The sequence below is a fragment of the Caballeronia sp. DA-9 genome (assembly GCF_051615025.1).
Classification (GTDB): domain Bacteria; phylum Pseudomonadota; class Gammaproteobacteria; order Burkholderiales; family Burkholderiaceae; genus Caballeronia; species Caballeronia sordidicola.
The window spans coordinates 161,740-184,933 of record NZ_CP195131.1; the positions used below are offsets into that span (position 1 = coordinate 161,740).

General features: G+C 60.2%; 22 protein-coding genes. 4 read left to right on the forward strand and 18 right to left on the reverse strand.

The genetic code is table 11. The annotated features are described in order from the left end of the window. Position 1: 1 nt before the first annotated feature. From tssG to ACRWA7_RS00750, 11 genes are all read right to left on the reverse strand, one after another. Positions 2-1,039 carry a type VI secretion system baseplate subunit TssG gene (gene tssG / locus ACRWA7_RS00700; RefSeq protein WP_438390641.1) on the reverse strand — a complete coding sequence of 346 codons (1,038 nt, stop codon included), beginning with the start codon at positions 1,037-1,039 and terminating at the stop codon, positions 2-4. Continuing rightward, positions 1,024-2,880, reverse strand: coding sequence for a type VI secretion system baseplate subunit TssF (gene tssF, locus ACRWA7_RS00705; protein WP_438390642.1), 1,857 nt, complete (start codon positions 2,878-2,880; stop codon positions 1,024-1,026). The genes tssG and tssF overlap by 16 nt, the downstream gene beginning before the upstream one ends. A 17-nt stretch (positions 2,881-2,897) precedes the next feature. Beyond that, a complete protein-coding gene (gene tssE / locus ACRWA7_RS00710; protein ID WP_438390643.1) occupies positions 2,898-3,422 on the reverse strand; it encodes a type VI secretion system baseplate subunit TssE in 525 nt (174 codons plus the stop codon). 2 nt (positions 3,423-3,424) lie between these two features. Next, on the reverse strand, positions 3,425-3,916 hold the full coding sequence (locus ACRWA7_RS00715; RefSeq protein WP_060858756.1) for an Hcp family type VI secretion system effector: 492 nt from the start codon (positions 3,914-3,916) through the stop codon (positions 3,425-3,427). Between the two features lie 68 nt (positions 3,917-3,984). Continuing rightward, a complete protein-coding gene (gene tssC / locus ACRWA7_RS00720; RefSeq protein ID WP_438391018.1) occupies positions 3,985-5,478 on the reverse strand; it encodes a type VI secretion system contractile sheath large subunit in 1,494 nt (497 codons plus the stop codon). Between the two features lie 69 nt (positions 5,479-5,547). Continuing rightward, complete coding sequence (tssB, locus tag ACRWA7_RS00725; RefSeq protein ID WP_438390644.1) at positions 5,548-6,048, reverse strand: type VI secretion system contractile sheath small subunit; 501 nt, start codon at positions 6,046-6,048, stop codon at positions 5,548-5,550. 31 nt (positions 6,049-6,079) lie between these two features. Further along, positions 6,080-7,141 carry a type VI secretion system protein TssA gene (gene tssA, locus ACRWA7_RS00730; protein ID WP_438390645.1) on the reverse strand — a complete coding sequence of 354 codons (1,062 nt, stop codon included), beginning with the start codon at positions 7,139-7,141 and terminating at the stop codon, positions 6,080-6,082. Between the two features lie 297 nt (positions 7,142-7,438). Beyond that, positions 7,439-8,107, reverse strand: coding sequence for a YceI family protein (locus ACRWA7_RS00735; RefSeq protein ID WP_438390646.1), 669 nt, complete (start codon positions 8,105-8,107; stop codon positions 7,439-7,441). Positions 8,108-8,141: 34 nt separating this feature from the next. Continuing rightward, the gene (locus ACRWA7_RS00740) at positions 8,142-8,666 is read right to left on the reverse strand and encodes a DUF3455 domain-containing protein (RefSeq protein ID WP_438390647.1); all 525 of its coding nucleotides are present in this window, start codon (positions 8,664-8,666) and stop codon (positions 8,142-8,144) included. A gap of 88 nt (positions 8,667-8,754) precedes the next feature. Next, complete coding sequence (locus ACRWA7_RS00745; RefSeq protein WP_438390648.1) at positions 8,755-9,522, reverse strand: superoxide dismutase; 768 nt, start codon at positions 9,520-9,522, stop codon at positions 8,755-8,757. 214 nt (positions 9,523-9,736) lie between these two features. After that, positions 9,737-10,753 (reverse strand): 1-aminocyclopropane-1-carboxylate deaminase, encoded by a 1,017-nt coding sequence (locus ACRWA7_RS00750; RefSeq protein WP_438390649.1) that lies wholly within the window; start codon positions 10,751-10,753, stop codon positions 9,737-9,739. Positions 10,754-10,922: 169 nt separating this feature from the next. Here ACRWA7_RS00750 and ACRWA7_RS00755 point away from each other — a divergent pair, with 169 nt between their 5' ends. Next, complete coding sequence (locus ACRWA7_RS00755) at positions 10,923-11,453, forward strand: Lrp/AsnC family transcriptional regulator (RefSeq protein ID WP_438390650.1); 531 nt, start codon at positions 10,923-10,925, stop codon at positions 11,451-11,453. A 93-nt stretch (positions 11,454-11,546) separates the two neighbouring features. Beyond that, the gene (locus ACRWA7_RS00760; protein WP_060858750.1) at positions 11,547-11,876 is read left to right on the forward strand and encodes a pyrimidine/purine nucleoside phosphorylase; all 330 of its coding nucleotides are present in this window, start codon (positions 11,547-11,549) and stop codon (positions 11,874-11,876) included. A 65-nt stretch (positions 11,877-11,941) separates the two neighbouring features. Here ACRWA7_RS00760 and ACRWA7_RS00765 read toward each other — a convergent pair whose 3' ends face one another. From ACRWA7_RS00765 to ACRWA7_RS00790, 6 genes are read right to left on the reverse strand one after another with little or no spacing between them, the layout of a single operon-like run. Then, entirely contained in the window at positions 11,942-12,775 is an 834-nt protein-coding gene (locus ACRWA7_RS00765) for a phosphodiesterase (RefSeq protein WP_438390651.1), read from the reverse strand. A gap of 20 nt (positions 12,776-12,795) precedes the next feature. Then, complete coding sequence (locus tag ACRWA7_RS00770; protein ID WP_438390652.1) at positions 12,796-13,854, reverse strand: ABC transporter ATP-binding protein; 1,059 nt, start codon at positions 13,852-13,854, stop codon at positions 12,796-12,798. Beyond that, positions 13,851-14,753, reverse strand: a complete 903-nt coding sequence (locus ACRWA7_RS00775; RefSeq protein WP_438390653.1) for an ABC transporter permease — start codon at positions 14,751-14,753, stop codon at positions 13,851-13,853. The genes ACRWA7_RS00770 and ACRWA7_RS00775 overlap by 4 nt, the downstream gene beginning before the upstream one ends. 9 nt (positions 14,754-14,762) lie before the next feature. Next, positions 14,763-15,587 carry an ABC transporter permease gene (locus ACRWA7_RS00780; protein WP_438390654.1) on the reverse strand — a complete coding sequence of 275 codons (825 nt, stop codon included), beginning with the start codon at positions 15,585-15,587 and terminating at the stop codon, positions 14,763-14,765. A 10-nt stretch (positions 15,588-15,597) separates the two neighbouring features. Continuing rightward, positions 15,598-16,611, reverse strand: a complete 1,014-nt coding sequence (locus tag ACRWA7_RS00785) for an ABC transporter substrate-binding protein (protein WP_438390655.1) — start codon at positions 16,609-16,611, stop codon at positions 15,598-15,600. Then, positions 16,608-17,669 carry a substrate-binding domain-containing protein gene (locus ACRWA7_RS00790; RefSeq protein WP_060858745.1) on the reverse strand — a complete coding sequence of 354 codons (1,062 nt, stop codon included), beginning with the start codon at positions 17,667-17,669 and terminating at the stop codon, positions 16,608-16,610. Before ACRWA7_RS00790 ends, ACRWA7_RS00785 begins: the two co-directional genes overlap by 4 nt. A gap of 295 nt (positions 17,670-17,964) precedes the next feature. Here ACRWA7_RS00790 and ACRWA7_RS00795 point away from each other — a divergent pair, with 295 nt between their 5' ends. After that, on the forward strand, positions 17,965-19,650 hold the full coding sequence (locus ACRWA7_RS00795; protein ID WP_438390656.1) for a phospholipase C: 1,686 nt from the start codon (positions 17,965-17,967) through the stop codon (positions 19,648-19,650). A 132-nt stretch (positions 19,651-19,782) separates the two neighbouring features. Next, positions 19,783-21,213 (forward strand): cytochrome-c peroxidase, encoded by a 1,431-nt coding sequence (locus ACRWA7_RS00800; RefSeq protein WP_438390657.1) that lies wholly within the window; start codon positions 19,783-19,785, stop codon positions 21,211-21,213. Here the strand turns inward: ACRWA7_RS00800 and ACRWA7_RS00805 are convergent. After that, complete coding sequence (locus tag ACRWA7_RS00805; RefSeq protein ID WP_438390658.1) at positions 21,210-23,189, reverse strand: PhoX family protein; 1,980 nt, start codon at positions 23,187-23,189, stop codon at positions 21,210-21,212. The two genes, ACRWA7_RS00800 and ACRWA7_RS00805, sit on opposite strands and share 4 nt — an antisense overlap. Positions 23,190-23,194 lie beyond the last annotated feature (5 nt).

Consider the following 23,194-nt stretch of genomic DNA (forward strand, 5'->3'; position numbering starts at 1 on the left):
GTTAATCCTGTGCGAGAGTTTTGACGCGGCCACCGGGACCGAGGGGTTTGAGTAGGAGTTGCGTGGCGTCGGTTGCAGCCGGACGCGATAGCAGCCAGGTCGTGTAACCAAGACGCTGATGCCGCCCGAGTGCAAGAAGCGGGACGTCGGCGCGACGCAGTTGCAGGTTCAGATCCCATTCGAGCGGGTCGCGCACGTAGTTGCGGATCCAGTCGGCGAGGCGCACGAGGCTCGCGCCGCCCGGAAGAAACCGCTGATAGTCGGCCATCGAAAGCGGCCCGAGTGCAACACGAAACTTGTGCTGCCGGTCCCATGCGCGCGCGCCGAGCATGGTGCCGAGACCCAGACGGCCGCTTTCGTCAGCGGCGCCGAGACGGCTCAGCGAGCGCGCCGGAAAGTCGATCCAGTGCCCGACGTTCTCCTTGACCTCCACCGGGACGTTAAAGAAGCGCATCAGCACGAGACGCAAGCCCGCGGCGTGACGTGTCGGACCGCTGAGCACGCCGGCAAAATGAAGCTTCGCAAAATCAGGGATGCTGTCGCGGTTGCGCAGCGCTGCTTCACCCAGTCCGAACGTGCTGCCCACATACGCCGAAAACCGGTCGCCGTTATTCCGGTCGAGACTGACAGTCGGCTGCGCCACCGCCCACGACCGATAAAAAAGCGACGTCATGCGGTGATGGAACACGTCGAGAAAACGCGCGAAGGTCGGATCGGCTGCGTTGCGCGACCGGCCGCGGATGTACTCGGTGAGATGCGTGGGCATCGGACCATTCGGGCCAAGCAGTCCGAAGAAATTCACGACGAGCGTGGGCGCTGTCCCGGCGTCCTCGTTCACGACGAAATTGCGCAGCGTGGCCGGAAAAAAGATGAGATCCGGTTCCTGGCCAAAGCGCACCGCGTCATCGCGCGGACGCAAGGAAGAACCCACGCGCGGCAAGCGCGGATATGCACATTCGAGCAAACGCACGGCCTGGAAAAAGTCGAAGCGCGTGGCATCGGCGCAAAGGCGGGCGAGGACAGTCACAGCGTTTTGCATAGTCCGCTCCCCGGTGCCCATCGCATGATTTCACCGCGCGTCGCGCTCGTGACCACCGTCTCGGTGAACGAATTCAGCGACACGTATTGCGTGAAGAAGCGCGCCAGCACGGCGCCAAAAAGAAACGCGCTTGCACCTTCGAAAGCGGTTTCATCGATCAGCAGGTTGATCTCAAGACCGCGGCCGAACACAATGGGTCCGCGCGACGGCAAACGACGCGTAACCGGCTGCGTATCTATGGAGCGAAGGCCGTCGACCTGCCTTGCCGCAGCGCCGTCACCAGCAGGCGCATACAGGCCGAGCAAATCGCGCATGGCTTGCGCGCCCTGACCGTCGTTGCCATCCACCAGCGACGCATAGTTCAGCGACAAGTGGCTCAACAGGCGCCACGCGACCGGACCTTCCGCATACGACGGCAAAGGCCTGCTCGGACCGGCAATGCAACGCGCGCCGAGCACCGGTACTTCCAGATCGACGGTGAAGTCGGTGGCGCTGTCCCCAAGCGGCATGGTCAGCGTCAGGTCGCGATTGGTGCACAGCACGCTCAGGCCAAGCTGATGAAGCTCGCCGGGATATGGGGCGTCGGTTGTATCGACAAGCGCGATAAAGGTCTCGCTGCCAAGATAGTTCGAGCGCACGCCGCGTTCATTTTGTCGCGAAGATGGCAAGCGTTTCTCGCGGCGTACCTGGTAAAACGCACCGACGCCCGAGTCGGGAATGCCCATGTCCCGTGCGCGATAAAACGGCTGAAATGGCAACTCCGCGCCGCCGCCTGCGCGATATCCGGTTACGTCCTGAACCTGATAAACCTCGAAATCCATCGGCCGCGTGCGGTCCACCACCACGTGATGCTCGAACTGCTCGCCGGTCACTGCAATGCGGTCAGTGCGACGCGGAAACAAGTTGATGCACGGCGTGCAGTGCAGCGCGAAATGCGATGCATCGACAAGCTGTTCAAGCGCCTGATCCGCGCGCGAGAGCAACACGATCAACTCGATTTCATCGCTGTTGCAACGGGCCATGTGCGGCTTGAGTCCATCGATGGAAACAAACATGAAGCGCCGTGCAAACGCGAAATACTCCTGCAGCAAGCGATAACCGGGGAACGACTGGCTGCTGACGGGGAGCAAGGCTTCGTCGTCGGAAAAGCCTAGCGGCCTGAAGGAGGATGCTGGCAACAGCTTGCCTTCAACAACCACACCGAGCGTGGAGCCGAGCAGCAACTCGTACAAACGCGCTGGCAATCCCTCTGCGCCACGCAAATAAAGCGGGAGATTATCCAGCGAAATATCACCGATCTTCTGGTTGTTCAGCGCCCGCAAGCGCAGACGCAAACCCGCCTTGACGCCACGCGGCAAGGTCACGTTCACACCGCCAAGCGTTCCCGTATGCGTGAACATGCGCGCTTCGGTCAACTCGATAGGCCACATGGTGATTGCATGCGCGGTTCGGAATTCGCAACGCGTGGAACTGTCTCCATCGAGCCGTCCGTGCAGCGCCGTGCCACGCGGAACCTGTACCCCTTCGGGAAGCGCCGGATGCGTCATGTCCGGTTGTATCTCCACGATCGTCATTGCCGGCGTGGGCGCAAGATAATGCGGATACACAAGCTCGGCCAGATGCTGCGTGAAGCGCGGAAACTCGGCGTCGATCTTCATCTGCACGCGCGCCGAGAGAAAGCTGAAGCCTTCCAGCAAGCGCTCAACGTAAGGATCGGCGCACTCGAAGCTTTCAAGCCCCAGCCGTCCCGCAACTTTAGGGAACGCCTTCGCAAACTCCCCGCCCATTTCACGGACGTGCTGAAGCTCCTGGCTGTAGTACTCGATCAGTTTTGGGTTCATGGCTGGGGCCTTCGGTTTCAGCGCGTATCCGCTTGCTCGGATACGTTGACCTTCCCTGCTTCGAGGTCGAGCTCGGTCCGCAAATAAAGACGTTCAGGCACCGGATGGGCGTGCAAATCCCCTTCCACGATGAACGCAATGGCGTTGTGTTGCCCCGTGGTCTCGCCCGATTGCACCGCCCGCACGCGCAATGTGCCGGGAAGAATTCGCGGCTCGAACGCACGGATGGTGTCGGCCATCAGGCGCTCGATCTGCACTATGTCGACGTTCGACGCGCTCTTGCCCGCAAGGTCGGAAAACCCGAAATTCAGCACCGAATCCGCGACGCCAGGAAAGTGCCCAATGTCCTGTGACGACGATATTCCCTGCGCATTCAAGAGCCATCCAAGATCGCGCATCACGCTCTGGCGCAACGCCCGGGCGGAACTCGCCCGTTGTTCCCGTACTTCGCGGGTCGCCTCGGGCTCGTGATCGGTGAGACGTTCGAGCAGCGAGGGCTGGATGCGCCCCGCATTGCGCGCGATCGTGGGCGGCTTCGTCACAATCAGGCTTCCGCGTTAGCAGGGATATTCCACTTGCTTTCGACCACGCCGCCCAATGCCGAGCCGGACGTCGGATCCTGTTGCTGATAGCTCACGTGAAATTTCTCGAAGTTGAGCGTGACGGTCTCCGTGAAACGATCTTCTCCGTCCGAACCACCTGTCGCGTAGTTCGTGACCAGCACTTTTTCCATCTCGATGATGTAGTACTCGAGCGGCTTCGTTCCACCGGCCTTGCGTACCGTCAGCTTGCCGGTCGGATAGTGCTTGCCCGTGGTACATGCCGTGACAATGGACGGCGTGGCGCGGTCCGTGTATTTGGTGATCGAAAGGTCGTGGACCGCAACCTTGCCTCCGCCGCCGCCCGTACCGAGGTGCATTGTTCCAGACTGGCTCATGCCCCAGCTCCACGAGAGGATGTCGATCTCGTCCTTATGTACCGAATCCAGCGATTCGCCTTTGACGGTACCGAGATCCAAGAAAATATCGACTGCCATGATTTGGTTTCCTAATTAGATTGCTGCGTTAAAAAACGTACGGTCTTTACCCGATGAACCAAAATTGATTACGCGGCTTTTGCTGAAGGAAGCTTCGACACCAGACGCAACGAGACCGTCAGGCCCTCAAGCTGATAATGCGGACGCAAGAAAAACTTCGATGTGTAGTAACCCGGGTTGCCTTCCACTTCTTCCACGACCACTTCTGCGGCAGCCAGCGGCCGGCGGGCCTTGGTGAGTTCCGATGAGTTCTCCGGATCACCATCCACGTATTGAAGAATCCAGTCCTGCAGCCAGCGCTGCATGTCATCCTTCTCTTTGAAGCTGCCGACCTTGTCGCGCGCAATACACTTCAGGTAATGTGCGAAACGGCTGCAAGCAAACAGATAAGGCAAGCGCGCTGCCAGATTTGCATTGGCGGTTGCGTCGGGATCTTCGTATTCGATTGGCTTGTTCAACGATTGCGCGCCAATGAAAGCGGCGAAATCCGAGTTCTTCTTGTGCACGAGCGGCATGAAACCGTTCTTCGCCAGTTCTGCTTCGCGGCGGTCGCTGATTGCGATTTCAGTCGGGCATTTCATATCGACACCGCCGTCATCGGTCGGGAACGCGTGAACCGGCAGATTCTCCACCGCGCCGCCCGACTCTATGCCGCGAATCCGCGAGCACCAGCCATAGGTCTTGAACGAGCGGTTTATATTGACCGCCATCGCATAGGCTGCGTTTGCCCATGCGTACTTCGACGCATCCGCGCCAGCCGTATCTTCTTCGAAATCGAACTCTTCAACCGGGCTCGTCTTCGCACCATAAGGCGTGCGTGCGAGGAAACGCGGCATGGCAAGACCAATGTAGCGCGAGTCTTCAGAGTCGCGCAGGGAACGCCATGCGGCGTGTTCCGGCGTCTGGAAGATCTTGGTGAGGTCGCGAGGATTGGCGAGTTCTTGCCATGAATCCATCAGCATCACCGCGGGATCCGCGCCGGCAATAAACGGCGCATGTGCCGCTGCGGAAATCTTGCCCATCTGCGTCAGGAAATCGACGTCCGGGCCGCTGTTGTCGAAATAGTAATCCGCTACCAGTGCGCCATAGGGTTCGCCGCCGAACTGACCATACTCTTCTTCATAAAGCTTTTTGAAAAGCGGGCTTTGATCCCATGCAACGCCCTTGTACTTGCGCAACGAGCGATGCAGATCATTCTTCGAAATGTTGAGCACGCGCAGCTTGAGCGTCTCGTCGCTTTCCGTGTTCGTCACGAGATAGTGCAGGCCACGCCACGCGCTTTCGAGTTGCTGGAATTGCTCGGTATGCAGGATCACGTTCACTTGCGCGCCAAGCTTTTCATCGATCTTTGCAATCAGCGATTCAATGGTCGCGAGCGCGTCGTCGGATACAAGATGCGTGTCTTGCAGCACTTGTTCCGCGAGCGTGCGCACAGCGCTTTCAACGGCTTCCTTGGCTTTGTCGGTACGTGGCTTGAACGCCTTTTGCAGGAGTCGGCCAAACTCGCCGGATGCATCCGCCTCGGCTGTTTGCACTTCTTGCGGGTTCGCCGGTTGCTGCATGTTGTCGCTGGCTTCTGCCATGATTGTTCCTCCTGGCTTGCTGGTTGATGAAGATTGGGACCCGGAAGATCACTCTTGCGGCTTGGGCGCAGATGCAAGCGCGCTGAGAAGAGCCGGATCTTCGAGCAGCTTGCTGACCAGCTTTTCCGCGTCGGTCTTGCCGTCCATATAAGTCAGCAGGTTTTGCAACTGACTGCGTGCCTCAAGCAGTTTTGCGAGCGGCTCTACCTTGCGGGCAATTGCCGCCGGCGAGAAGTCATCCATGCTTTCGAAGGTCATGTCCACGCCCATCTTGCCGTTGCCGGTCAACGTGTTCTCGACCTGCATGGCAACGCGCGGCTTCATGGAACGCAGGCGTTCGTCGAAGTTATCGATGTCGATCTCAAGAAACTTGCGGTCGGCTACCGGCTGCAGCGATTCTTCGGGTGTCCCCGACAGATCGGATAACACGCCCATTACAAAGGGCAGATTCACCTTCTTCTCCGACCCATAAACTTCGACGTCGTATTCAATCTGCACACGCGGCGCACGATTGCGCGCGATGAATTTCTGACTGCTTTCCTTGGCCATATTCCTGTTCTCCAGTGATGAATCGAACGAGTTATTCGGATGCCGACACGCCGGCCGCTCCAACTACGCTGGTCAGTTGAGCCAGCCCTTCGGGTGCAAGGTCCTTCAGCAGGTCGACAAACGACTTGTCGACCAGTCCACGCGCACGCTGCAACAACAAGGGCACGGGACTGGATGGTTCGTGGCGCGCGTAGTAGTCGCAAAGCCGGTCGAGCATGGCGATGACATCGGCGCGTGTCGCGGGTTGGTGTGTGGACGGTACTGCGGCATCCACTACGGCCGATAGCTGCCCAGCGGCAAGCGTTTCGGGTTCGGGTGTCTTGTCGATATCCAGCTTCGACAAGCACTCGCCAATCAGCGATTCGCCTCTCCGCAATGGCGTCTTCAAGGCGGAGAGATCCAACGCCTGCGCGATGCCAACGTGTTTCGTCAAGACAACTTCAATCCGCTCGGCGTGTGCAAGCGCGGCGCTGAACGAGGCCTTGAGCAATTTCGCGTGATCAATGGCGGCCGTGATTGCCGCTTCGATTTCTGCGAGGCTCATGACGGCCCGGCCCGGGGGCGCCGTCATGTCGCCATTCGCATAAGACCAGTCGCGCAAGGTGACCGGCAACGTTTGCGAGGAAAGCTGGGGAAGCAACGGCGTGTCGAGAAGCTCGTCAAGCACGCCCGATTTATCCACGAACGCGGCGAGCGCATTGATGCGCGCGGTTGGATCGTTGTTGTCTCCGGCGTCAAGTTGCGGATGGACATGGTGCCAATGCTGCTGCAGGAGGCCATGGGCAAGCGCGAGTCCATCGGCAAGTCCAGCAACGCCGACACTTGCAAGACGCGCTCGCGACAGGTACGCAACGACCCTCAAATCACGGCTGCGCGACATCAACTCGGCGCACAAGGTATTTGCCGCTTTCCAGTCCGGCGGCACGGCTGCAACAATGGTCTTCCCGTATTCCGCTTCCGGCTTCCCGTTCACCGCTTCTTCGAGCAACCGGAATGAAGGGTCATATTCGAGATCGACACCGCAGGGAAGCGTTGTGGATATGTCCTCGAGCCAGCCGGCCCATTCGATATGCGTGATGAATTCAAGTGTCATGTCGGGACTTCGGAACGACTCGGTTAGGTAACTCGTCAGCAACGATCAACGCGCCTCTTACCTAACAGAACATCCTGAGCCCGGGTTTATTCCGATTCGATTTCCTGCCGCTCCATTCAAAATGTTTCTGAATGAAACAAGCGTTCCTGGCCGCGATCGAATCGCGTAAGTACACGCCACGCAATAGACTCACAGTGCGAACAGCGTGCTGGTGAAGATCGGATTACTAACCTATTTGAGCAATAAAAAGGCGCGCCTGGACCGAAGTCCACGCGCGCTTTCAGACACAGCATTGGCTTACTGAGACGTTGCCGGCTTATCTTCGGCGTCAAACTCCGCCTGGATTGCAACATGCACGTCGTCGCCTACTGCCGGATACCACGTCGACAAACCAAATTGGGCTCGGCTGAAGTGACCATCGGCGGAAAAACCAAGTGTCTCCTTCTTCGTTAGCGGATCCTTCGCATGTCCGTTGAAGGTCACCGCCAGCGTCACGGGACGGGTCGTGCCACGAATGGTGAGGTCACCGGTCAATTCACCCTTCTGGTCGCCCGTGCGTTTGAATTGCGTGCTGACGAAGCGGATAGTCGGATACATATCCACATTCAGAACGTCGTTGCCCTTGATCATCTTGTTGAGGATCGGAACGTTGGTGTCGAGACTGTTTGCGTCGATAGTCGCTTCCACCGTACTTTGATCCAGGCCGCCCGCGTTCCAGTTCAACTGCGCATCGACCTTGTCGAAGCGCATGACGAAGCGTGAATACTTGAAGTGATCGACGTCGAAGCTGACATTCCAATGATGCGCGTCGAGCTGATAGCGCCCGGCGGGCACGCTCGCCTCATCCGGCGATACAGAATGCGTCACCACGCCGATTGCGGTGCAGGCAGACAACGAGATCAATCCCGCCACAAGCAGTCCAGCGCGAATGGTATGCAAGCTCGATAACAATCTGGATTGAGTCATGGTTGTCCTTGAAAAAATCAGCACGCCGTTTTTGCTACTTGTAGAAAACGTAATTCGCCAGGTACGGTGAGCTGCCTGCCTGATGTTCGGCCGTACATGCACTGGCCGGCATCAAGCCACCGACAGTATTGATACGCCGAACAAATCGAATACTGGACAGCGTTCCGCTACCACCCGTACTGTGCGTTTCCAGCAGTAACTGCGCAATGCTTGCAGGCGTATTGCTCGGCGCTTGTGCAATCACATGACCGACTATACGGCTGCCGTCTTCAGCTTGCCATGACGGTCCGGCCGCATGCTTGATTACAGCTTGCCCGCTGGTATCGTAAAGCGTTGCGAGCGGGCTCTTGAATACCCACGCCAAGTGATGATCTGCATCGTACTCGCACGAATAGACCTGCACGCCGGAAGCGGTCGTCGCCATCACTTGTTCCGCTTGTGGCGGCTCAATGGACGACGCGGCCAGCGCAGCGGAACACGCGGCCATTACTGCCATTGCGGAAATGAATAAAGCGGCCTTGCGGCCCGCGCGCCTGGAACGAATCAATAAAATGGACATGAAATTCCCGCCTGAATAGTTGCCGGTGAACTACAAACCATGCGCCGCCTTGCATGCCTTCACATTGCTTGCGCGACGCCCCGCACGATCAAACCCGGTCCAGATTTGCCGATGCAAACGCCCAGTTCAAATGCTGCGAAACCGTTGCGACCAGATAGTCCGGGCGGCGATTTTGATAGTCCAGGTAATAGGCATGTTCCCATACGTCCACGGTCAGAAGCGGTGCGAGGCCGCGCGTGAACGGTGTTTCCGCGTTGCTCGTTTTAACCACGGCAAGCTCGCCCTGATCCACGACGAGCCAACCCCAGCCGCTGCCGAATTGCGATGCCGAGGTCGCAACCAATGCCTTGGTCAACGACTCGACAGAACCGAATTTCCGCGCAATGGCCGCCTGAAGTTTCTCGCTTGGCTGCGTGGCCACCGGGCTCAGGGAATTCCAGTAGAAGTTGTGGTTCCAAGCCTGCGCCGCGTTATTGAAAACATCGGCGAGATTGGGCTGGTCATGCGTTTGCACGATCAACTGCTCAAGCGACGCCTGAGCCAGCGGCGTGCCGGCCAGCAGCTTATGCAGATTGTCGAAATACGCACGATGATGCTTGCCATAATGAAAGCTGATGGTACGTGCCGAAATGACCGGCTCAAGCGCGTTTTCCGCGTATGGGAGCGGCGGCAGCGATTGCGGCGACGACCCCAGATAAGCCGGCACGACGCCAAGCGTTGGCTTGGCTTCGGCCTGCATTTTGCCGGACATGTCTTGCGGCGTGGCGCCGAAAGCAAGCTTTGACAGCGCCGCGCCAGCTGACGCCAGCATTCCAGTTGCAATCAGGCTACGGCGGGAAATGAGCGAGTTGAGCATGGTGGAACCCGTAAGTGTGGAGTAGTTGCAGCCGTTACCGTTTTGGGTTTTTCCTGGCTGCCTTGACACAACACCTCACACTCCGGGTCTATTCCGTTGCTTAAATCCAATTCGCTTTTGCATTTCCGGCAGCATTCATGCCTTAGGAAACGCGTGGCTTGCTTCAGCGTACAGCTTACAAAACGGCTGGTCGAGCCGATTTATTCCCTTGCTCTTAGCCCTCGCGAAAGATGAAGCTGTACGCATTGAGCGCCGGCACGCCGCCCAGGTGCGCATAAAGCACTTTCGATCCCGCCGGGAATTCACCACGCGTGACCTTATCGATCATTCCATGCATCGACTTGCCTTCATATACGGGATCGGTCAGCACGCCCTCGAGTTTTGCGCATAGCCGGATTGCGTCGAGTGTGCCCTGATTCGGCAGACCATATTCGGGGCCGCCGTAACGCTCGTCCAGGACAATATCGCTTGCCGTGATGTCGCGTCCGAGTTCCACCTGCTCCGCCGTCTTGCGTGCGATCCGGTGAATCTGTTCGCGTGTCTTCTCGGGCTTGGCCGATGCATCGATCCCGATCACACGATCCGCGCGGCCATCCGCCGCGAACCCGACGACCATGCCCGCCTGCGTGCTGCCCGTCACCGAACACACCACGATGTAATCGAACTTGAAACCAAGCTCCGCTTCCTGCTGTCGCACTTCCTCGGCAAAACCAACGAAGCCAAGGCCGCCCAGCGGATGGTCCGAGCACCCCGCCGGAATGGCGTAAGGTTTCCCGCCCGCCTGCCGCACGCTTTCCAGCGCGTCTTCCCAACTCTTGCGAAAGCCGATGTCGAAGCCGTCCGCAACGAGCCGGACATCGGCGCCCATGATCCGCGACATCTGGATGTTGCCCACGCGGTCGTACACGGCGTCCGAATAGTTGACCCAGTTTTCCTGCACGAGCACGCATTTCATGCCCAGATGCGCGGCGACGGCGGCGACCTGTCGCGTCTGGTTCGATTGAATTCCGCCGATTGACACCAGCGTATCGCATCCCTGCGCGAGCGCTTCAGGAATCAGATATTCGAGCTTGCGGGTTTTATTGCCGCCGAATGCAAGGCCGCTATTGCAGTCCTCACGCTTGGCATACAGTTCGACCTTGCCGCCAAGATGGTCCGATAGCCGCTTGAGCGGCTGGATTGGCGTGGGGCCGAACGTCAACGCATGCCGCGGGAATTTCCTGAGATTCATATGTCGCTCCTGTGATCAGCCAAGTCGCCGCAACCATTTGCGCCGATACGCGCCGATACGAATAGGGTAGAAAAATTCGCCGCAAGCGGTGTTGCAAAGATAAATGCATTATTTTTATTAGCGGGCTTTAATCGGGTAATTGGCCTAATTAACGTTCGGAGAATTGCTGATGAACGCAACAAAAATTCGTTCTGGTTTGGGTCGAAACGCCAGGACCGTTGAGCCGCCTGAGCGCTCAGGCGATGAAATTGACCGCGTCGACCGGGCAATCCTGCGGCAGTTGCAGCGCGATGCATCCATCTCCAATGTCGCGCTTTCGGCCAAGGTCAATCTCAGCGCGCCAGCTTGCTTGCGTCGCGTGGAAAGGCTTAAGCAGGCGGGATTCATCAGCGGGATCGTCGCTTTGCTTGCGCCCAAGAAGCTCAATGCCGGAATGCTGGTGATGATCGGCGTGGTGCTGGATCGATCGACGCCCGAGTCCTTTGCCGCTTTTGAGAAAGCCGCGCAAAAAGTATCGGGGTGTATGGAATGTCACGTGGTGACAGGTGAATTCGACTACTTCATGCTGATCCGCACGCGGGACAGCGAGAGCTTCAACAAGCTGCATGCCGAACAATTGCTTTATCTGCCGGGAGTACGGCAAGTGCGCAGTTTCATGGTGCTCAAGGAAATCTTGTCCACTACCAGCTTTCCCGTTTGAATTTGTTTGGTCTTAAGGCCAAGCTAAATGACATGGCCTCGCGGCACGATTAAAATGCCCTCGGCACATCAACCGCAAAAAGGATGCTTACGCATGACATCGGACACGACAAACACGCAATTCGACAACGCCTCGGTCATCAAGCGCGCGAATATTTACTTCGATGGGAAATGCGTATCGCATACCGTTCTGCTTGGCGACGGCACGCGCAAGACGCTAGGCGTTATTTTCCCCGCATCGCTGACATTCTCGACGCAAGCCGCCGAGCAGATCGATGTCAACGCCGGACGCTGCCGCGTGCGCAATCCGGGCGAGGACCAATGGCGCGACTACGGTCCGGGCGAATCGATCGCGGTGCCGGCAAATACGAGTTTCGATATCGAGGTGATCGAGACGCTGGATTACGTCTGCCATTATTTTTGAGTTTTTGGCGGAACGTGACCGTGGTTGGACGCGTCCGATCGTCAGGTAAAGGGATGCCTCTTACCCTAATCCACCAGCGCCCCGTCGTCATCGAAAAACGGATACGGTCCATCAAACCGCTCCACATACGCGTGATGTGAAACCAGCCCGACATCGGCGTTCCAGTAATGCAGTGCGAACGCGCCGGGCTCGAGCACGAACCGCGAGGGCGCGTCGGCGTGAAGGTCCAGCACGACCTGATGCGCGGTCGATGGCGCTATGGATGCAATCGTTGCGCCAAAACGCCGATGCACCGGCCGATGCACATGTCCGCACAGCACGCGCTCCACGTTCGGATGTCGTGATATCAACGTCGCAAGCTTCGCTGCGGCTTCGGCATCGAGCGCCATGTCGTCCATATGTCCAATACCGGTCGCAAACGGCGGATGATGCAGCGCCACGATAACCGGCCGGCCACGCGCCTTGTCCAACTGCCGTTCGAGCCATTGCAAGCGTGCGTCGCACAAGGTTCCCGGGCTTGCACGGGGAATCTGCGAATCGAGCGCGATGACCCGCAACTCGCCCAAGTCGAACGCGAATTGCACGAAGTCGGTACCTGTAGCCTCTTTCTGCAAATAATCGGTGTCGAAAACCTCGCGCAGCGCAGCCCGATCGTCGTGATTGCCGACCATCAAATACACCGGCATCGTCAGCGGCTTCAAACAGTCGGCCACATGCCGATACTCGTCCACCGTCCCGAAGTCGGTCAGGTCCCCGGTCACCAGAACTGCGTCGGGCCGCGGACTCATTGTGTTGAGACGCTCGACGCACTTGCGCAGGCAGGCAGCGGTATCGACCTTGCGATACGCCAGCGCGCCCGGAATCTTGATATGCAGATCGGAAATTTGAGCTAACAGCATGACAACATTCTCCTGATGTTTTAGTGCAGTGCGACCCAGCCCTCGTCGCGTACCGATATCCCCACCATGGTCCCCTGCGCCAGTTCCACTCGGCCGGGGACATCGACGATCAAGGCATCGGCGGCGGCATCCCTGATTTTCAGGCGCGTGCGTTCGCCCAGGAACACCGCCGACTCAACCGTGCCGCGTAATTGCGCGGACTCGGGATTGACGAGCTCAGCGTCTTCCGGCCTGAAGAAAACTTCTGCGCGCGCGCCATTCGGGACACGTAACTGCGCGACAAGTCCCTTTACGTCGATCGTGCCCCCGGGCGCGATCAACGCATCATCGCGGCATTCTGCCGCCACGCGATTCAACGTGCCGATAAACTGCGCGACCGCGCGCGTCGCCGGCCGATAATAAATTTCGCGCGGTGTACCGCATTGTTCGATCCGTCCCGCGCTCATCACCACGATACGATCAGCAAGCGCCATCGCCTCGGACTGATCGTGCGTGACATAAATGCTCGTCACGCGCAGCTCGCGCAACAGCGCGTTCATCTCGGCGCGCAAGGTTTCGCGCAGGCGTGCATCGAGCGCGGTCAAGGGTTCATCGAGCAACAATACGCGCGGTCTCGGCGCCAACGCGCGCGCGAGCGCAACGCGCTGACGTTGTCCGCCCGACAACTCGGTAATCGGCTTGTCGGCGTGCGCGGTGAGTTCTGTCATCGCCAGCAATTCGTCGACCCGGCTACGCGCCGCCGATGCATCCACCTTCTGAATCCGCAGACCATAACCCACGTTGCCGCGCACCGTGAGGTTGGGGAACAACGCGTAGTTCTGGAACACCATGCCAACCTGACGGCGTTCAATGGGCAGCGCGGTGACATCGTCCGCGCCAAAGCGGACGTGGCCGCCCGCATCGGGTTTTTCGAGCCCGGCGATCAGGCGCAAGGTAGTCGTCTTGCCACAACCGGATGGCCCGAGCAGAACGAGCGTTTCGCCGGGTTCTATCGACAGATCGACGGGTTCGAGCACGCGTTGTCCGCGGAATGTTTTCGCGCATCGGCTGAGGGTGACGGGAACGGCTTCGAGTCTCATCGCGCAGTCTTGACGGTTGGGGTTTGAACAGGCTCGGCTTCGGCAAGCGCGGGCGCACGCCGCAACGCACGCTTGCGCTTCGCCGCCGCGCGAGCACTTTGCGCACCGGCGGGATCGACGCCGAGCCACTGCATCGCGATCAGCAACGGCAGGGTCATCAACAGGAAAAGTATCGTGTACGCGCTGCCGATTTCAAGCCGCATGGACGCATATGCATCGGCGAGTCCCACGGGCAGAGTCTTCGTATCGGGCGTATGAAGCATCCACGTAAGATTGAATTCGCCGATAGACAACGTCAGCACAGCAAGCGCGCCGGCAACAATGCCGGGCCGCGCATTGGGCAACACAATGGTGAGAAAACGCTGCATGAAAGATGCGCCAAGACTCGCCGCGCCTTCTTCCATTGTGCGCAAATCCGTTCCGGCGCACACGGCTGCGACCGAGCGCACCATGAACGGCAGCGTGAATACAACATGTCCCGCCACAATGAACCACATGCTCGACCGGAAGGCGCTCCATCCGCCATACACGGACAGCAGCGCGAGCGCCGTGGCAAGTCCGGGCAACGCGATCGGCAAGACGAGCAGTTCTTCAATCCATCTCGCCGAGCGGCTGTTGCTGCGCGCAAGCGCATACGCAGCGGGCACGCCTGTCGCAAGCGTGATAGCGAGCGTGGCAAGCGCGATCTCTATGGATAACCACACAGAGCCCTGGTACATCGCCCATACCTGTCCGAGCCACTTGAGCGTGAGTCCGCTCGATACCCCGCGAAAGTAATTCACGGTCAGACCGGCCATGACCGACATCACAACCGGCACGACCATGAACGCAACGAGCGCGAGCGTGACAATGACTTGCCCGGCCACGAGCAAGCCGCGCGGCTTCATGAATTCAGGCATCGCGCGACCTCACGCCGTGGCCGCGACAGTCGCGCCCGTCAGGCTGCGCGCGACCGCGAGCACGGCCCACGTCACAAGGCCGAGCACGATGGACAAAGCCGCCGCCGTCGCCAGATTCGCGTTGAGGGTGAACTCGGTGTAGATGGTCATAGGCAAGACGTCGAGGTCGGTGGCGAGCGTGAACGCGGTGCCGAATGCGCCCATCGCGGTCGCGAAACATACGGCGCCCGCCGCGATCAACGCGGGCGTCAGCGCGGGCAGGACGACATCGGCGAAGATCCGCCAGGGCGACGCACCCAGCGAGCGCGCCGCCTCTTCCAGCGACGCGTCGAGCTTGGTTGCAGCCGCCATGACGGTCACGATCACGCGCGGTATCGAGAAATACAGGTAGCCGAGAAACAGGCCGCTGAGCGAATACGCGAACACCCAGCGGTCGCCCGTCAGCCGTGTCGAGATAGCGCCAATCAAACCCTGGCGCCCCGCGAGCATGATCACCATGAATCCCACCACCACGCCCGGGAACGCCAGCGGAAACGTCAGCAGCGCGACCAGCAAGCGCTTTGCCGGTACATCGCGGCGCGCGAGAAACAACCCCGCCACCGTCGATAATGCCAGCGTCACCGCTGTCACCGCCACCGACAACGCAATCGTCGCGGCGAGGCTATGCAGATATCGCGCATTGGTCAGGACCTCGCGATACGCGGTGAACGCATTCGGCACGGCGCTTGCCTGCAGCAGCGCCACCAGCGGCAGCAGCCAGAACGCGATGAATACTGCGAGCGCAGGTGCGAGCATTGCAATGCGCGCGCGCGTGGAGAAGGTGGAATCCTGCATGGCTGAAATGTCAGTGCATCACGCGAAGATATTCTTCGCCAAATGCGCTTTGCTTCGCGGCCATCTTCGCGAAATCCACGTCTTTCGCACGCGCATAGTCGGTAGCCGGCAGGAACTTCGCGGCAACGTCGGGAGGCAACGCGGCGCCGCGCACCGGACGCAGGAACGCGTTGGCCCAAAGACGTTGCCCTTCGTCGGACAGCACGAAATCAAGCACTTTCTCGCCATTCGCCTGATGCGGCGCGCCTTTCACAAGGCTCATCACATACGGCACGACAATCGTGCCCTCCTTCGGAATCACGAATTCCACGTTGGCGTGATCCTTGTATTTCGCACGATAAGCATCGAAGTCATAGTCGAGCAGGATCGGAATTTCGCCGGACATCACGCGTGCGTAGGCGGTCTGCTTCGGCACGATCGGCGCGTTCGCCTTCATCTTTGCGAACCAGTCGAGGCCGGGCTTGAAGTTGTCGAGCGTGCCGCCGAGCGCCTGGTTCACCGCGACCGCGCCCGCATAGCCCACGAACGCCGACGACGGATCGAGATAACCCACCATGCCCTTGTATTCGGGCTTCAGCAGATCGGCCCACGAACGCGGCACGGGCTTGCCATCAAGCGCGTCCTTGTTGACGAAAAAGCCCAGCGTGCCCGAGTGGATCGCGAACCAGTAACCGTTCGGATCCTTCATGCCTGCAGGGATATCGTTCCAGTGCGCGGGCTTGTACGGCTGCACGAGATCCTTGTCCTTCGCCTGGAACGCCGACGAAACGCCGAGATACACCACGTCTGCAATCGGGCTCTTCTGCTCGGCCATCATCTGCGCGATCGCCTGGCCCGAATTCTTGTTATCGAAGGGTACGCGAATGCCCGTTTGCTTCTGGATCGCTTCAATCTGGCTCGCCCAGTCCGCCCATTCCGGCGGGCAGTTGTAGCAGATCGCGGTGCCTTCGGCATGGGCCGCGCCGGCCGCGCAGAAGGTGGCCGTCGCTGCGAGCAGCGTGGCTAAGACTTGACGGATTTTCATGCAGGGTTCTCCGGTTCGAGAGCGGCCATCCGGGCCGCGGGTTCGATATATGACGCGATAGTCGCGCCGATTCGCACGCTATGAGGCAACTTGAAGGCAATGGGATCGAGCGCGTCATCCGGGTCGCCGGGCAAGCCCAGTTGCTTCGCAAGACGAAGCCATGCATGCCGGCCAATCTCCCGATTGGGCGTGGCGACGCTGGAAAGCGCGGTCGATAACCACTCGCCAAGCGGAATGCCGTCGAAGCCAAGCACGGAGATATCGCCAGGCACGGACAAGCCCGCGTGACGCAGACCGCGAATCACGATCATCGCGAGGCGGTCGTTGCTGCAAAAGAGCGCGGTCGGACGGCGCAACGGGTCGGAGAGATGCGCGAGCAGGCTCGGCGGCAACTCCTCGGCGTTGAAATCCATTTCGAGCGGCGCGTAGGGCGTGAGGCCGGCGTCGAGCATCGCGTTCTCATAACCGCGATACCGCAAGCGCGCGCGGTCGGATTCAGCAAACGATCCCGCCAGCATCAGCACGCGCTTGTGGCCGCGCTGCAGCAGCGCGAACACGCCATCGCGAGCAGCCCGCCGGTTATCCACCGATACCGCCGCGCGGCGCACCGTGTCGTTATGCGCGAGCACATACGGCAAGTGGATGCGGTCGAGTTCGTCGAGCAGCGGATTGGATTCCGCATCGGCCACGGTCGCGATCAGGCCGTCCACGCGTTGCTCGCGCAAGGTCTCGATGGCGCGGCGTTCACGCGCGCTGTCATAAGCGGTCGTCATCAGCATCAGCCGGTAATCGCTCGCGGACGCGGCTTCGTCGATACCTTGCAGCGACTCCGCGAACACCGGATTGGCGAGCGTGGGCACGATCACGCCAACGAGCCGCGTGCGCACGCCGCGAAGCTGCCGGCCGCGTGCGCTCGGCATGAAGTCGAGCGCTTCAATGGACTCGCGCACCTTCGCGAGCGTCTCGGCATTGAGCAGCTCCGGCGTGTTTAGCGCACGCGATACGGTGGCAATGGACACGCCGGAATGCGCGGCGACGTCCCTGATGGTTGCGTGCATGACCCGGTTGTCCGAAAAAATGAAAACGGTTACAGCGCCACGAATTATCGGAGCGCTGTGTGACGCCGCCATGACCATGCACTGCCAGCATGTCATCTTTTTGGAACCCGCCCTTACCAACTCTTTCTGCTTGTTATGTGGAAGTAACCATGACGAAAGCGGAGCGCCTTTTGGGGTTCATGTGCAGGTGTTCCAATGCGGACGGATCGAAAAATGGTCTTCAAGTCCGGACTCGTCCCCAAAGGCCACACGGCCACACGCTTTACACACAACAAACGACATCGGAGCTTCACACATGTTTCGTCGAGCCCTATTGGTTGGCGTACCCACTGCAGCAATGGCCATTGGCCTGTATGCGTGCGGTGGCGGCAACGACAGCAACCCCGACTCGTCACAGTCGATCCAGAACCGTCTCGCGACGGCCACACCGATCAAGCACGTCGTGGTGATCTACAACGAGAACGTTTCGTTCGATCATTACTTCGCGACCTACCCGAACGCAGCGAACCCGGCCGGCGAGCCGGCGTTCACGGCCGCGGCAGGCACGCCGGCGGTGAATGGCCTGAGCGGAGCGCTGCTGACGGCGAACCTTAACTTCACGAACACGGCGAACGGCACGGCTGCTGCGAACCCGTTCCGCCTCGACCGCACGCAAGCCGCGTCGGCCGACCAGAACCACGCTTATCGTGCAGAACAACAGGCCTATGACAACGGCGCAGCCGACCTCTTCCCGAAGTTCACGGGTAAGGGCACGGCAGGCGGCGCTGGCTCGTTCGGTACGGCTGGCCAGGTCATGGGTTACTACGACGGCAACACGGTCGGCGCCCTGTGGAACTATGCGCAGCACTTCGCGATGAGCGACAACGCCTACACGGACACGTACGGTCCGTCGACGCCGGGCGCGCTCGAAGTGGTGTCGGGCCAGACCAACGGCATGCAGATCGTCAAGGCGAGCCAGGGTCCGGTCAGCGCGACGAACACGGGCGGCTACTACGTCAACGACGGCCAGGGCGGCTTCACGATGATCAACGACGTCGACCCGGCGAACGACGTGTGTTCGAGCACGACCGACACGGCGTTGATGGCAGGCAAGAACATTGGCGACCTGCTGAACGCGGCGAACATCTCGTGGGGCGGTTTCATGGGCGGCTTCAACCTGGCCACCGTGAACAGCAACGGCACGACGTCCTGCAAGCGCAGCACGTTGTCGCCGGTAGTGGGTCAGGCAACGGCCGACTACGTGCCGCATCACAACTGGTTCCAGTACTACACGTCGACGGCCAACCCGACGCATGCGCGTCCGAGCTCCACGGCAGTTATCGGCTTGTCGCTCGAAGCCGATGGCAAGACGCCGGAACCGGCTAATCACCAGTACGACACCGACGACTTCTTTGCATCGGTCAAGGCTGGCAACTATCCGTCGGTGAGCTTCATCAAGGCTCCGGCGTTCCAGGACGGCCATGCCGGCTACTCGGATCCGCTCGACGAACAGGCGTTCACCTCGAAGGTCGTCAACTTCCTGCAGCAGCAGCCGGATTGGGCGAGCACCGCTGTGATCGTGGCGTGGGATGACTCGGACGGCTGGTACGACCATGCCTTCGCAACGCCGACGGCCGCTTCGTTCGACGCAAATGCAGACCAGGTGAACGGCGCCGGCAAGTGCGGCACGGGCACGGCTCCGCTGGGTGTGAAGGGCGCGCCGGTCAATGGCCGTTGCGGTCCGGGCACGCGTACGCCGTTCGTCGTGATCTCGCCGTGGGCGAAGGTGAACTACGTGGACCACACGCAGATCAGCCAGGCATCTGTCACGCGCTTCATCGAAGACAACTGGCTCAATGGCAATCGCCTGGGCGGCGGTTCGTTCGATGCAACGTCCGGCAGCATCATGGGCCTGTTCAACTTCAGCGGCGCGGGTAACAACCCGAAGGTGTTCATCGATCAGAACCTGGGTACGCCGGTGGCATCGGTTCCCACCATCTGATTTTTGCTTTCTTGCTTGGCGCCCGCGTCGCAGCCTGACGCGGGCTGATGTTTGAAGTCCGCTTTGTGCCTCGTCGCCGTCCCTTCAAGGGCGGCGACTTTTTCACTACTGCTTCCCGTATCCCCAGGTCCCATGTCGCATACCGCCACACCTTCCATGTCGCCGAATGCCGGGCAGAAACCACGCCTGCCGCGTCCGAAAATCGTCCTGCTCTGGTGCATCGCCACGGCGCTCGCCGCCGCGATCGCGTTTTGCGTTTGGGCCGTGCTATATCCGGCGACCGTGCCTGCGCGCGTGGGCGACATTGTGGAAGACCTGACGGGCGCGAACCCGAATCCCGTCCTGCTGAGCCGTCCGCCGGTCGCGCCGCTGAGCGCGGTGGCGTTGCTTGGCCAAAAGATTTTCTTCGATAAATCCCTGTCCGCATCGGGCACGCAATCATGCGCCTCGTGCCACAGTCCGGACCGCGCGTTCGGACCGCCCAACAACCTGTCGGTGCAACTGGGCGGACCGCATATGACGTTGCAGGGTTATCGTCCGCCGCCTTCGCTGATGTACCTGTATTTGCAGCCTAATTTCAGCATCGGGCCGGATGCCGGCGAAGCGGAAGCGCCGCCCGACTTTGCCGCCCTCGCCTCCCAAGCTGCCGGCACCGCCCGGGCGCAAAAGAACGCGGGCGTTGCGCCTGCCGCGCCCGCAATGGTCCCGCAAGGTGGTTTCTTCTGGGACGGCCGCGCCGACACGCTTCAGGCCCAAGCCTCGGGCCCGATGCTCAATCCTGTTGAAATGGCGAACACGAGTCTCGACGATGTCTCCGCCAAACTGCAGCGCACCGCTTACATGGGCGACTTCAAGCAGTTGTTCGGCCCGAACATTTTCAAGAGCACGGAGCTTGCGACCGCCGAAGCCATGTTCGCCGTCGCGCGCTATCAGATCGAGGAACAGGCGTTCCATCCGTATTCGAGCAAGTACGATTACTGGCTCGAGGGCAAGGCGCGCCTGACGCAAGCCGAGTTGCACGGCCTGCGTCTTTTCAACGATCCCGACAAGGCCAACTGCGCCGGCTGCCATTTGTCGAAACCGAGTTCCGACGGCACGCCGCCGATGTTCACGGACTACCAGTACGAAGCGCTGGGCGTACCCCGCAATACCAAACTCACGATCAACCAGGATCCCAAGTTCTTCGACATGGGTGTGTGCGGCCCCTTCCGCAGCGACATCAAGGACCAGACGCAATATTGCGGCATGTTCCTCACGCCTACGCTGCGCAACGCCGCCACGCGCCAGGTCTTCTTCCACAACGGCGTCTATCATTCGCTCGACGAAGTCATGTCGTTCTACAACGAGCGCAATACCGCGCCCGAAAAGTTCTATCCAAAGGGCGCCGACGGCAAGGTCAACAAATACGACGACCTGCCTGCGCAGTTCCACGCGAACGTCGACGTGGCCGACGCGCCCTTCGACCGCAAGCCTGGCGACAAGCCCGCGATGACGGACCAGGAAATGAAGGACATCATCGCGTTCCTGAAGACTCTGAATGACGGCTATCGCAAAGGCTCCTAGCCTGGGCGCTTGCCGAGCCTGATGCTGGTCGTGTCGGCGGTGAGGTAACCCACGGTGGCCCCGAAGCGGTCCTTGTAGTTGGCCCGCACGAGCGGGTCCAGCGTGGCCTTCACCTTGTCGTGGACCGGGCTTTCCCAGTCGCCGGCGTGCTGGAAGTTGGTCATGATGTAGGTCCATCCGTTGATTTCATCCACAGCATGAAGGCCGGTGGATTCCGCGCCGGCCGGACACGACAACACCCGCGACAAGGTCTTCGTATCCACGTTGTAGGCCCACAGGAAGTTGTTCACGTGCATGCTCGAATCTTCGCCAATGAAGAGCGTGCGCAGCTTTTCCGAGAACTTCAGGTTGTCCGGATTCGCGATCTTTGCGGCGCTCGCCGTGTTGCCGAGCGCATCGGGCGCGGCGAGGTCTTCGCCCACGAGCGCGGCAGGCGCTGCCATGTCGACCGGCACCCATTCGCTGTCGATAGCCGCGCCGCTCGTGTCCTTTTGCCCTGACTTCAGATTGAGCGCGTAGACCGCGCCCGCGTTGATTGCCGCATCCACGGCGACATCGGTCGATGCCGCATTGCCCTTCACCATCGACTTCTCGACGCGCGACATCGCCGTGTAGACGATCTTGTCGGCTGCGTTGACGGTCGTGCCTTCCAGTTTCGTGAAGCCAAGGCTTCCACCAATCAAGGCGGCATAACGATGCGTTTCCAGGTACGCGGCTGCCTTTTCCATGCCCGGCTTGATGCGGATCCAGTTGAACGTGCCGTTGTAGTTGATCTTGCTGAAGCTCGTATCGAGCGGATCCTTGGTCGCGACATCCATGATGTCCGACGCCTTCAGGCTCGAAGCCAGTGCCTGGATTTCGGCGCTGGCCGCGTGGCCAATCCTGATCCATGTCAGGTTCGCCGAACCCGCTCCCGCCGATGACGTCTGCGCCCACTTCGCCACATACAGCGTGCCGGACGCCAAATCCTCCGCCCGATCCGCAATGAACATGAACAAGCCGCCGTTGGTGGCGTCGTCGCCCATCATGACCGTGCGCTTGTCCGGCATGACCTGAACCAGTTCATGCGAGATGCGCCCGAGGCAATAGTGCTTCTTGATCGTGCCGGTGCCGTCGGGGTTCACCGTCACTTCCGGCAGGTGGCCGTAGTTGTACGGATTGGCCCGCGCCGCGTCGCCGTAAAGGCTCGTGCTGTAGGCCTTGAACTGCGCGTTGCTCGAAATGGTCGTTGCGTCCGGCTCGTACTCCTCGCTCGACAAATGCGTGTTCCATGGCGAAAGGCTCGCGCCGCACGTGATCCACAGTCCATTCACTTTCGACGTATCCACGTTGTGATACTTGACGAGCGTGAGCTTGCCCGTGGTCTGGTCCTGATCGAGCGTCAATACCGCGATTGGCGAGGGCAACTGTCCATACGCCGAGACCATGTTTTGATCGCGCGTTGCATATTCGAACTGGACGACCGCGAACACTGCCCGGCCCTTGATGCCGGCGACCGTCGGTTTATCCAGTGACAGCAGTGAGCTGCCGTCCGGGCAATCCGAATAGAACTGGCGCTCCTTGCCCGGCACCGACCGGTCGATGATCGGCTGATTGTTGATGTCGTAATAACCGCCGCTCACGATCGTGCCGCCGTTGCCGTTCGGGACCATGTCGCCGGTCACGAAGAATGGCTGGTACGCGAGCTTGTAGTCCTGCGTGCTGCCGTCGCTCATGGACACGGTGAGCGTGGACGCCACGGTGGTCGTCGCCATGGCGGCGGCGTTGGCAAGAGAAGGCGCGGCCATCGATGAAAACGCCGCCGATTTGAACGATGCAGGCGTGCCGGCGACGGCGTCGTCGCTGCCGCCGCATCCGGACAGCAGTGTCGACAGGGAGAAGGCGCCCAAGGGCAGCATGGGCGCGCCCGCCAGCAGCTTCAATGCTTTACGGCGCGACGGGTTGGCTTCGTTGGCTTGCTTGGGCTGCTCTTGCATTTCGT

Excerpts from the sequence above, each read along its gene's own strand:
- tssG (WP_438390641.1), bottom strand. The coding sequence starts at position 1,039 with ATGCAAAACGCTGTGACTGTCCTCGCCCGCCTTTGCGCCGATGCCACG.
- tssF (WP_438390642.1), bottom strand. The coding sequence starts at position 2,880 with ATGAACCCAAAACTGATCGAGTACTACAGCCAGGAGCTTCAGCACGTC.
- ACRWA7_RS00715 (WP_060858756.1), bottom strand. The coding sequence starts at position 3,916 with ATGGCAGTCGATATTTTCTTGGATCTCGGTACCGTCAAAGGCGAATCG.
- tssC (WP_438391018.1), bottom strand. The coding sequence starts at position 5,478 with ATGCAGCAACCGGCGAACCCGCAAGAAGTGCAAACAGCCGAGGCGGAT.
- tssB (WP_438390644.1), bottom strand. The coding sequence starts at position 6,048 with ATGGCCAAGGAAAGCAGTCAGAAATTCATCGCGCGCAATCGTGCGCCG.
- tssA (WP_438390645.1), bottom strand. The coding sequence starts at position 7,141 with ATGACACTTGAATTCATCACGCATATCGAATGGGCCGGCTGGCTCGAG.
- ACRWA7_RS00735 (WP_438390646.1), bottom strand. The coding sequence starts at position 8,107 with ATGACTCAATCCAGATTGTTATCGAGCTTGCATACCATTCGCGCTGGA.
- ACRWA7_RS00740 (WP_438390647.1), bottom strand. The coding sequence starts at position 8,666 with ATGTCCATTTTATTGATTCGTTCCAGGCGCGCGGGCCGCAAGGCCGCT.
- ACRWA7_RS00745 (WP_438390648.1), bottom strand. The coding sequence starts at position 9,522 with ATGCTCAACTCGCTCATTTCCCGCCGTAGCCTGATTGCAACTGGAATG.
- ACRWA7_RS00750 (WP_438390649.1), bottom strand. The coding sequence starts at position 10,753 with ATGAATCTCAGGAAATTCCCGCGGCATGCGTTGACGTTCGGCCCCACG.
- ACRWA7_RS00755 (WP_438390650.1), top strand. The coding sequence starts at position 10,923 with ATGAACGCAACAAAAATTCGTTCTGGTTTGGGTCGAAACGCCAGGACC.
- ACRWA7_RS00760 (WP_060858750.1), top strand. The coding sequence starts at position 11,547 with ATGACATCGGACACGACAAACACGCAATTCGACAACGCCTCGGTCATC.
- ACRWA7_RS00765 (WP_438390651.1), bottom strand. The coding sequence starts at position 12,775 with ATGCTGTTAGCTCAAATTTCCGATCTGCATATCAAGATTCCGGGCGCG.
- ACRWA7_RS00770 (WP_438390652.1), bottom strand. The coding sequence starts at position 13,854 with ATGAGACTCGAAGCCGTTCCCGTCACCCTCAGCCGATGCGCGAAAACA.
- ACRWA7_RS00775 (WP_438390653.1), bottom strand. The coding sequence starts at position 14,753 with ATGCCTGAATTCATGAAGCCGCGCGGCTTGCTCGTGGCCGGGCAAGTC.
- ACRWA7_RS00780 (WP_438390654.1), bottom strand. The coding sequence starts at position 15,587 with ATGCAGGATTCCACCTTCTCCACGCGCGCGCGCATTGCAATGCTCGCA.
- ACRWA7_RS00785 (WP_438390655.1), bottom strand. The coding sequence starts at position 16,611 with ATGAAAATCCGTCAAGTCTTAGCCACGCTGCTCGCAGCGACGGCCACC.
- ACRWA7_RS00790 (WP_060858745.1), bottom strand. The coding sequence starts at position 17,669 with ATGCACGCAACCATCAGGGACGTCGCCGCGCATTCCGGCGTGTCCATT.
- ACRWA7_RS00795 (WP_438390656.1), top strand. The coding sequence starts at position 17,965 with ATGTTTCGTCGAGCCCTATTGGTTGGCGTACCCACTGCAGCAATGGCC.
- ACRWA7_RS00800 (WP_438390657.1), top strand. The coding sequence starts at position 19,783 with ATGTCGCATACCGCCACACCTTCCATGTCGCCGAATGCCGGGCAGAAA.
- ACRWA7_RS00805 (WP_438390658.1), bottom strand. The coding sequence starts at position 23,189 with ATGCAAGAGCAGCCCAAGCAAGCCAACGAAGCCAACCCGTCGCGCCGT.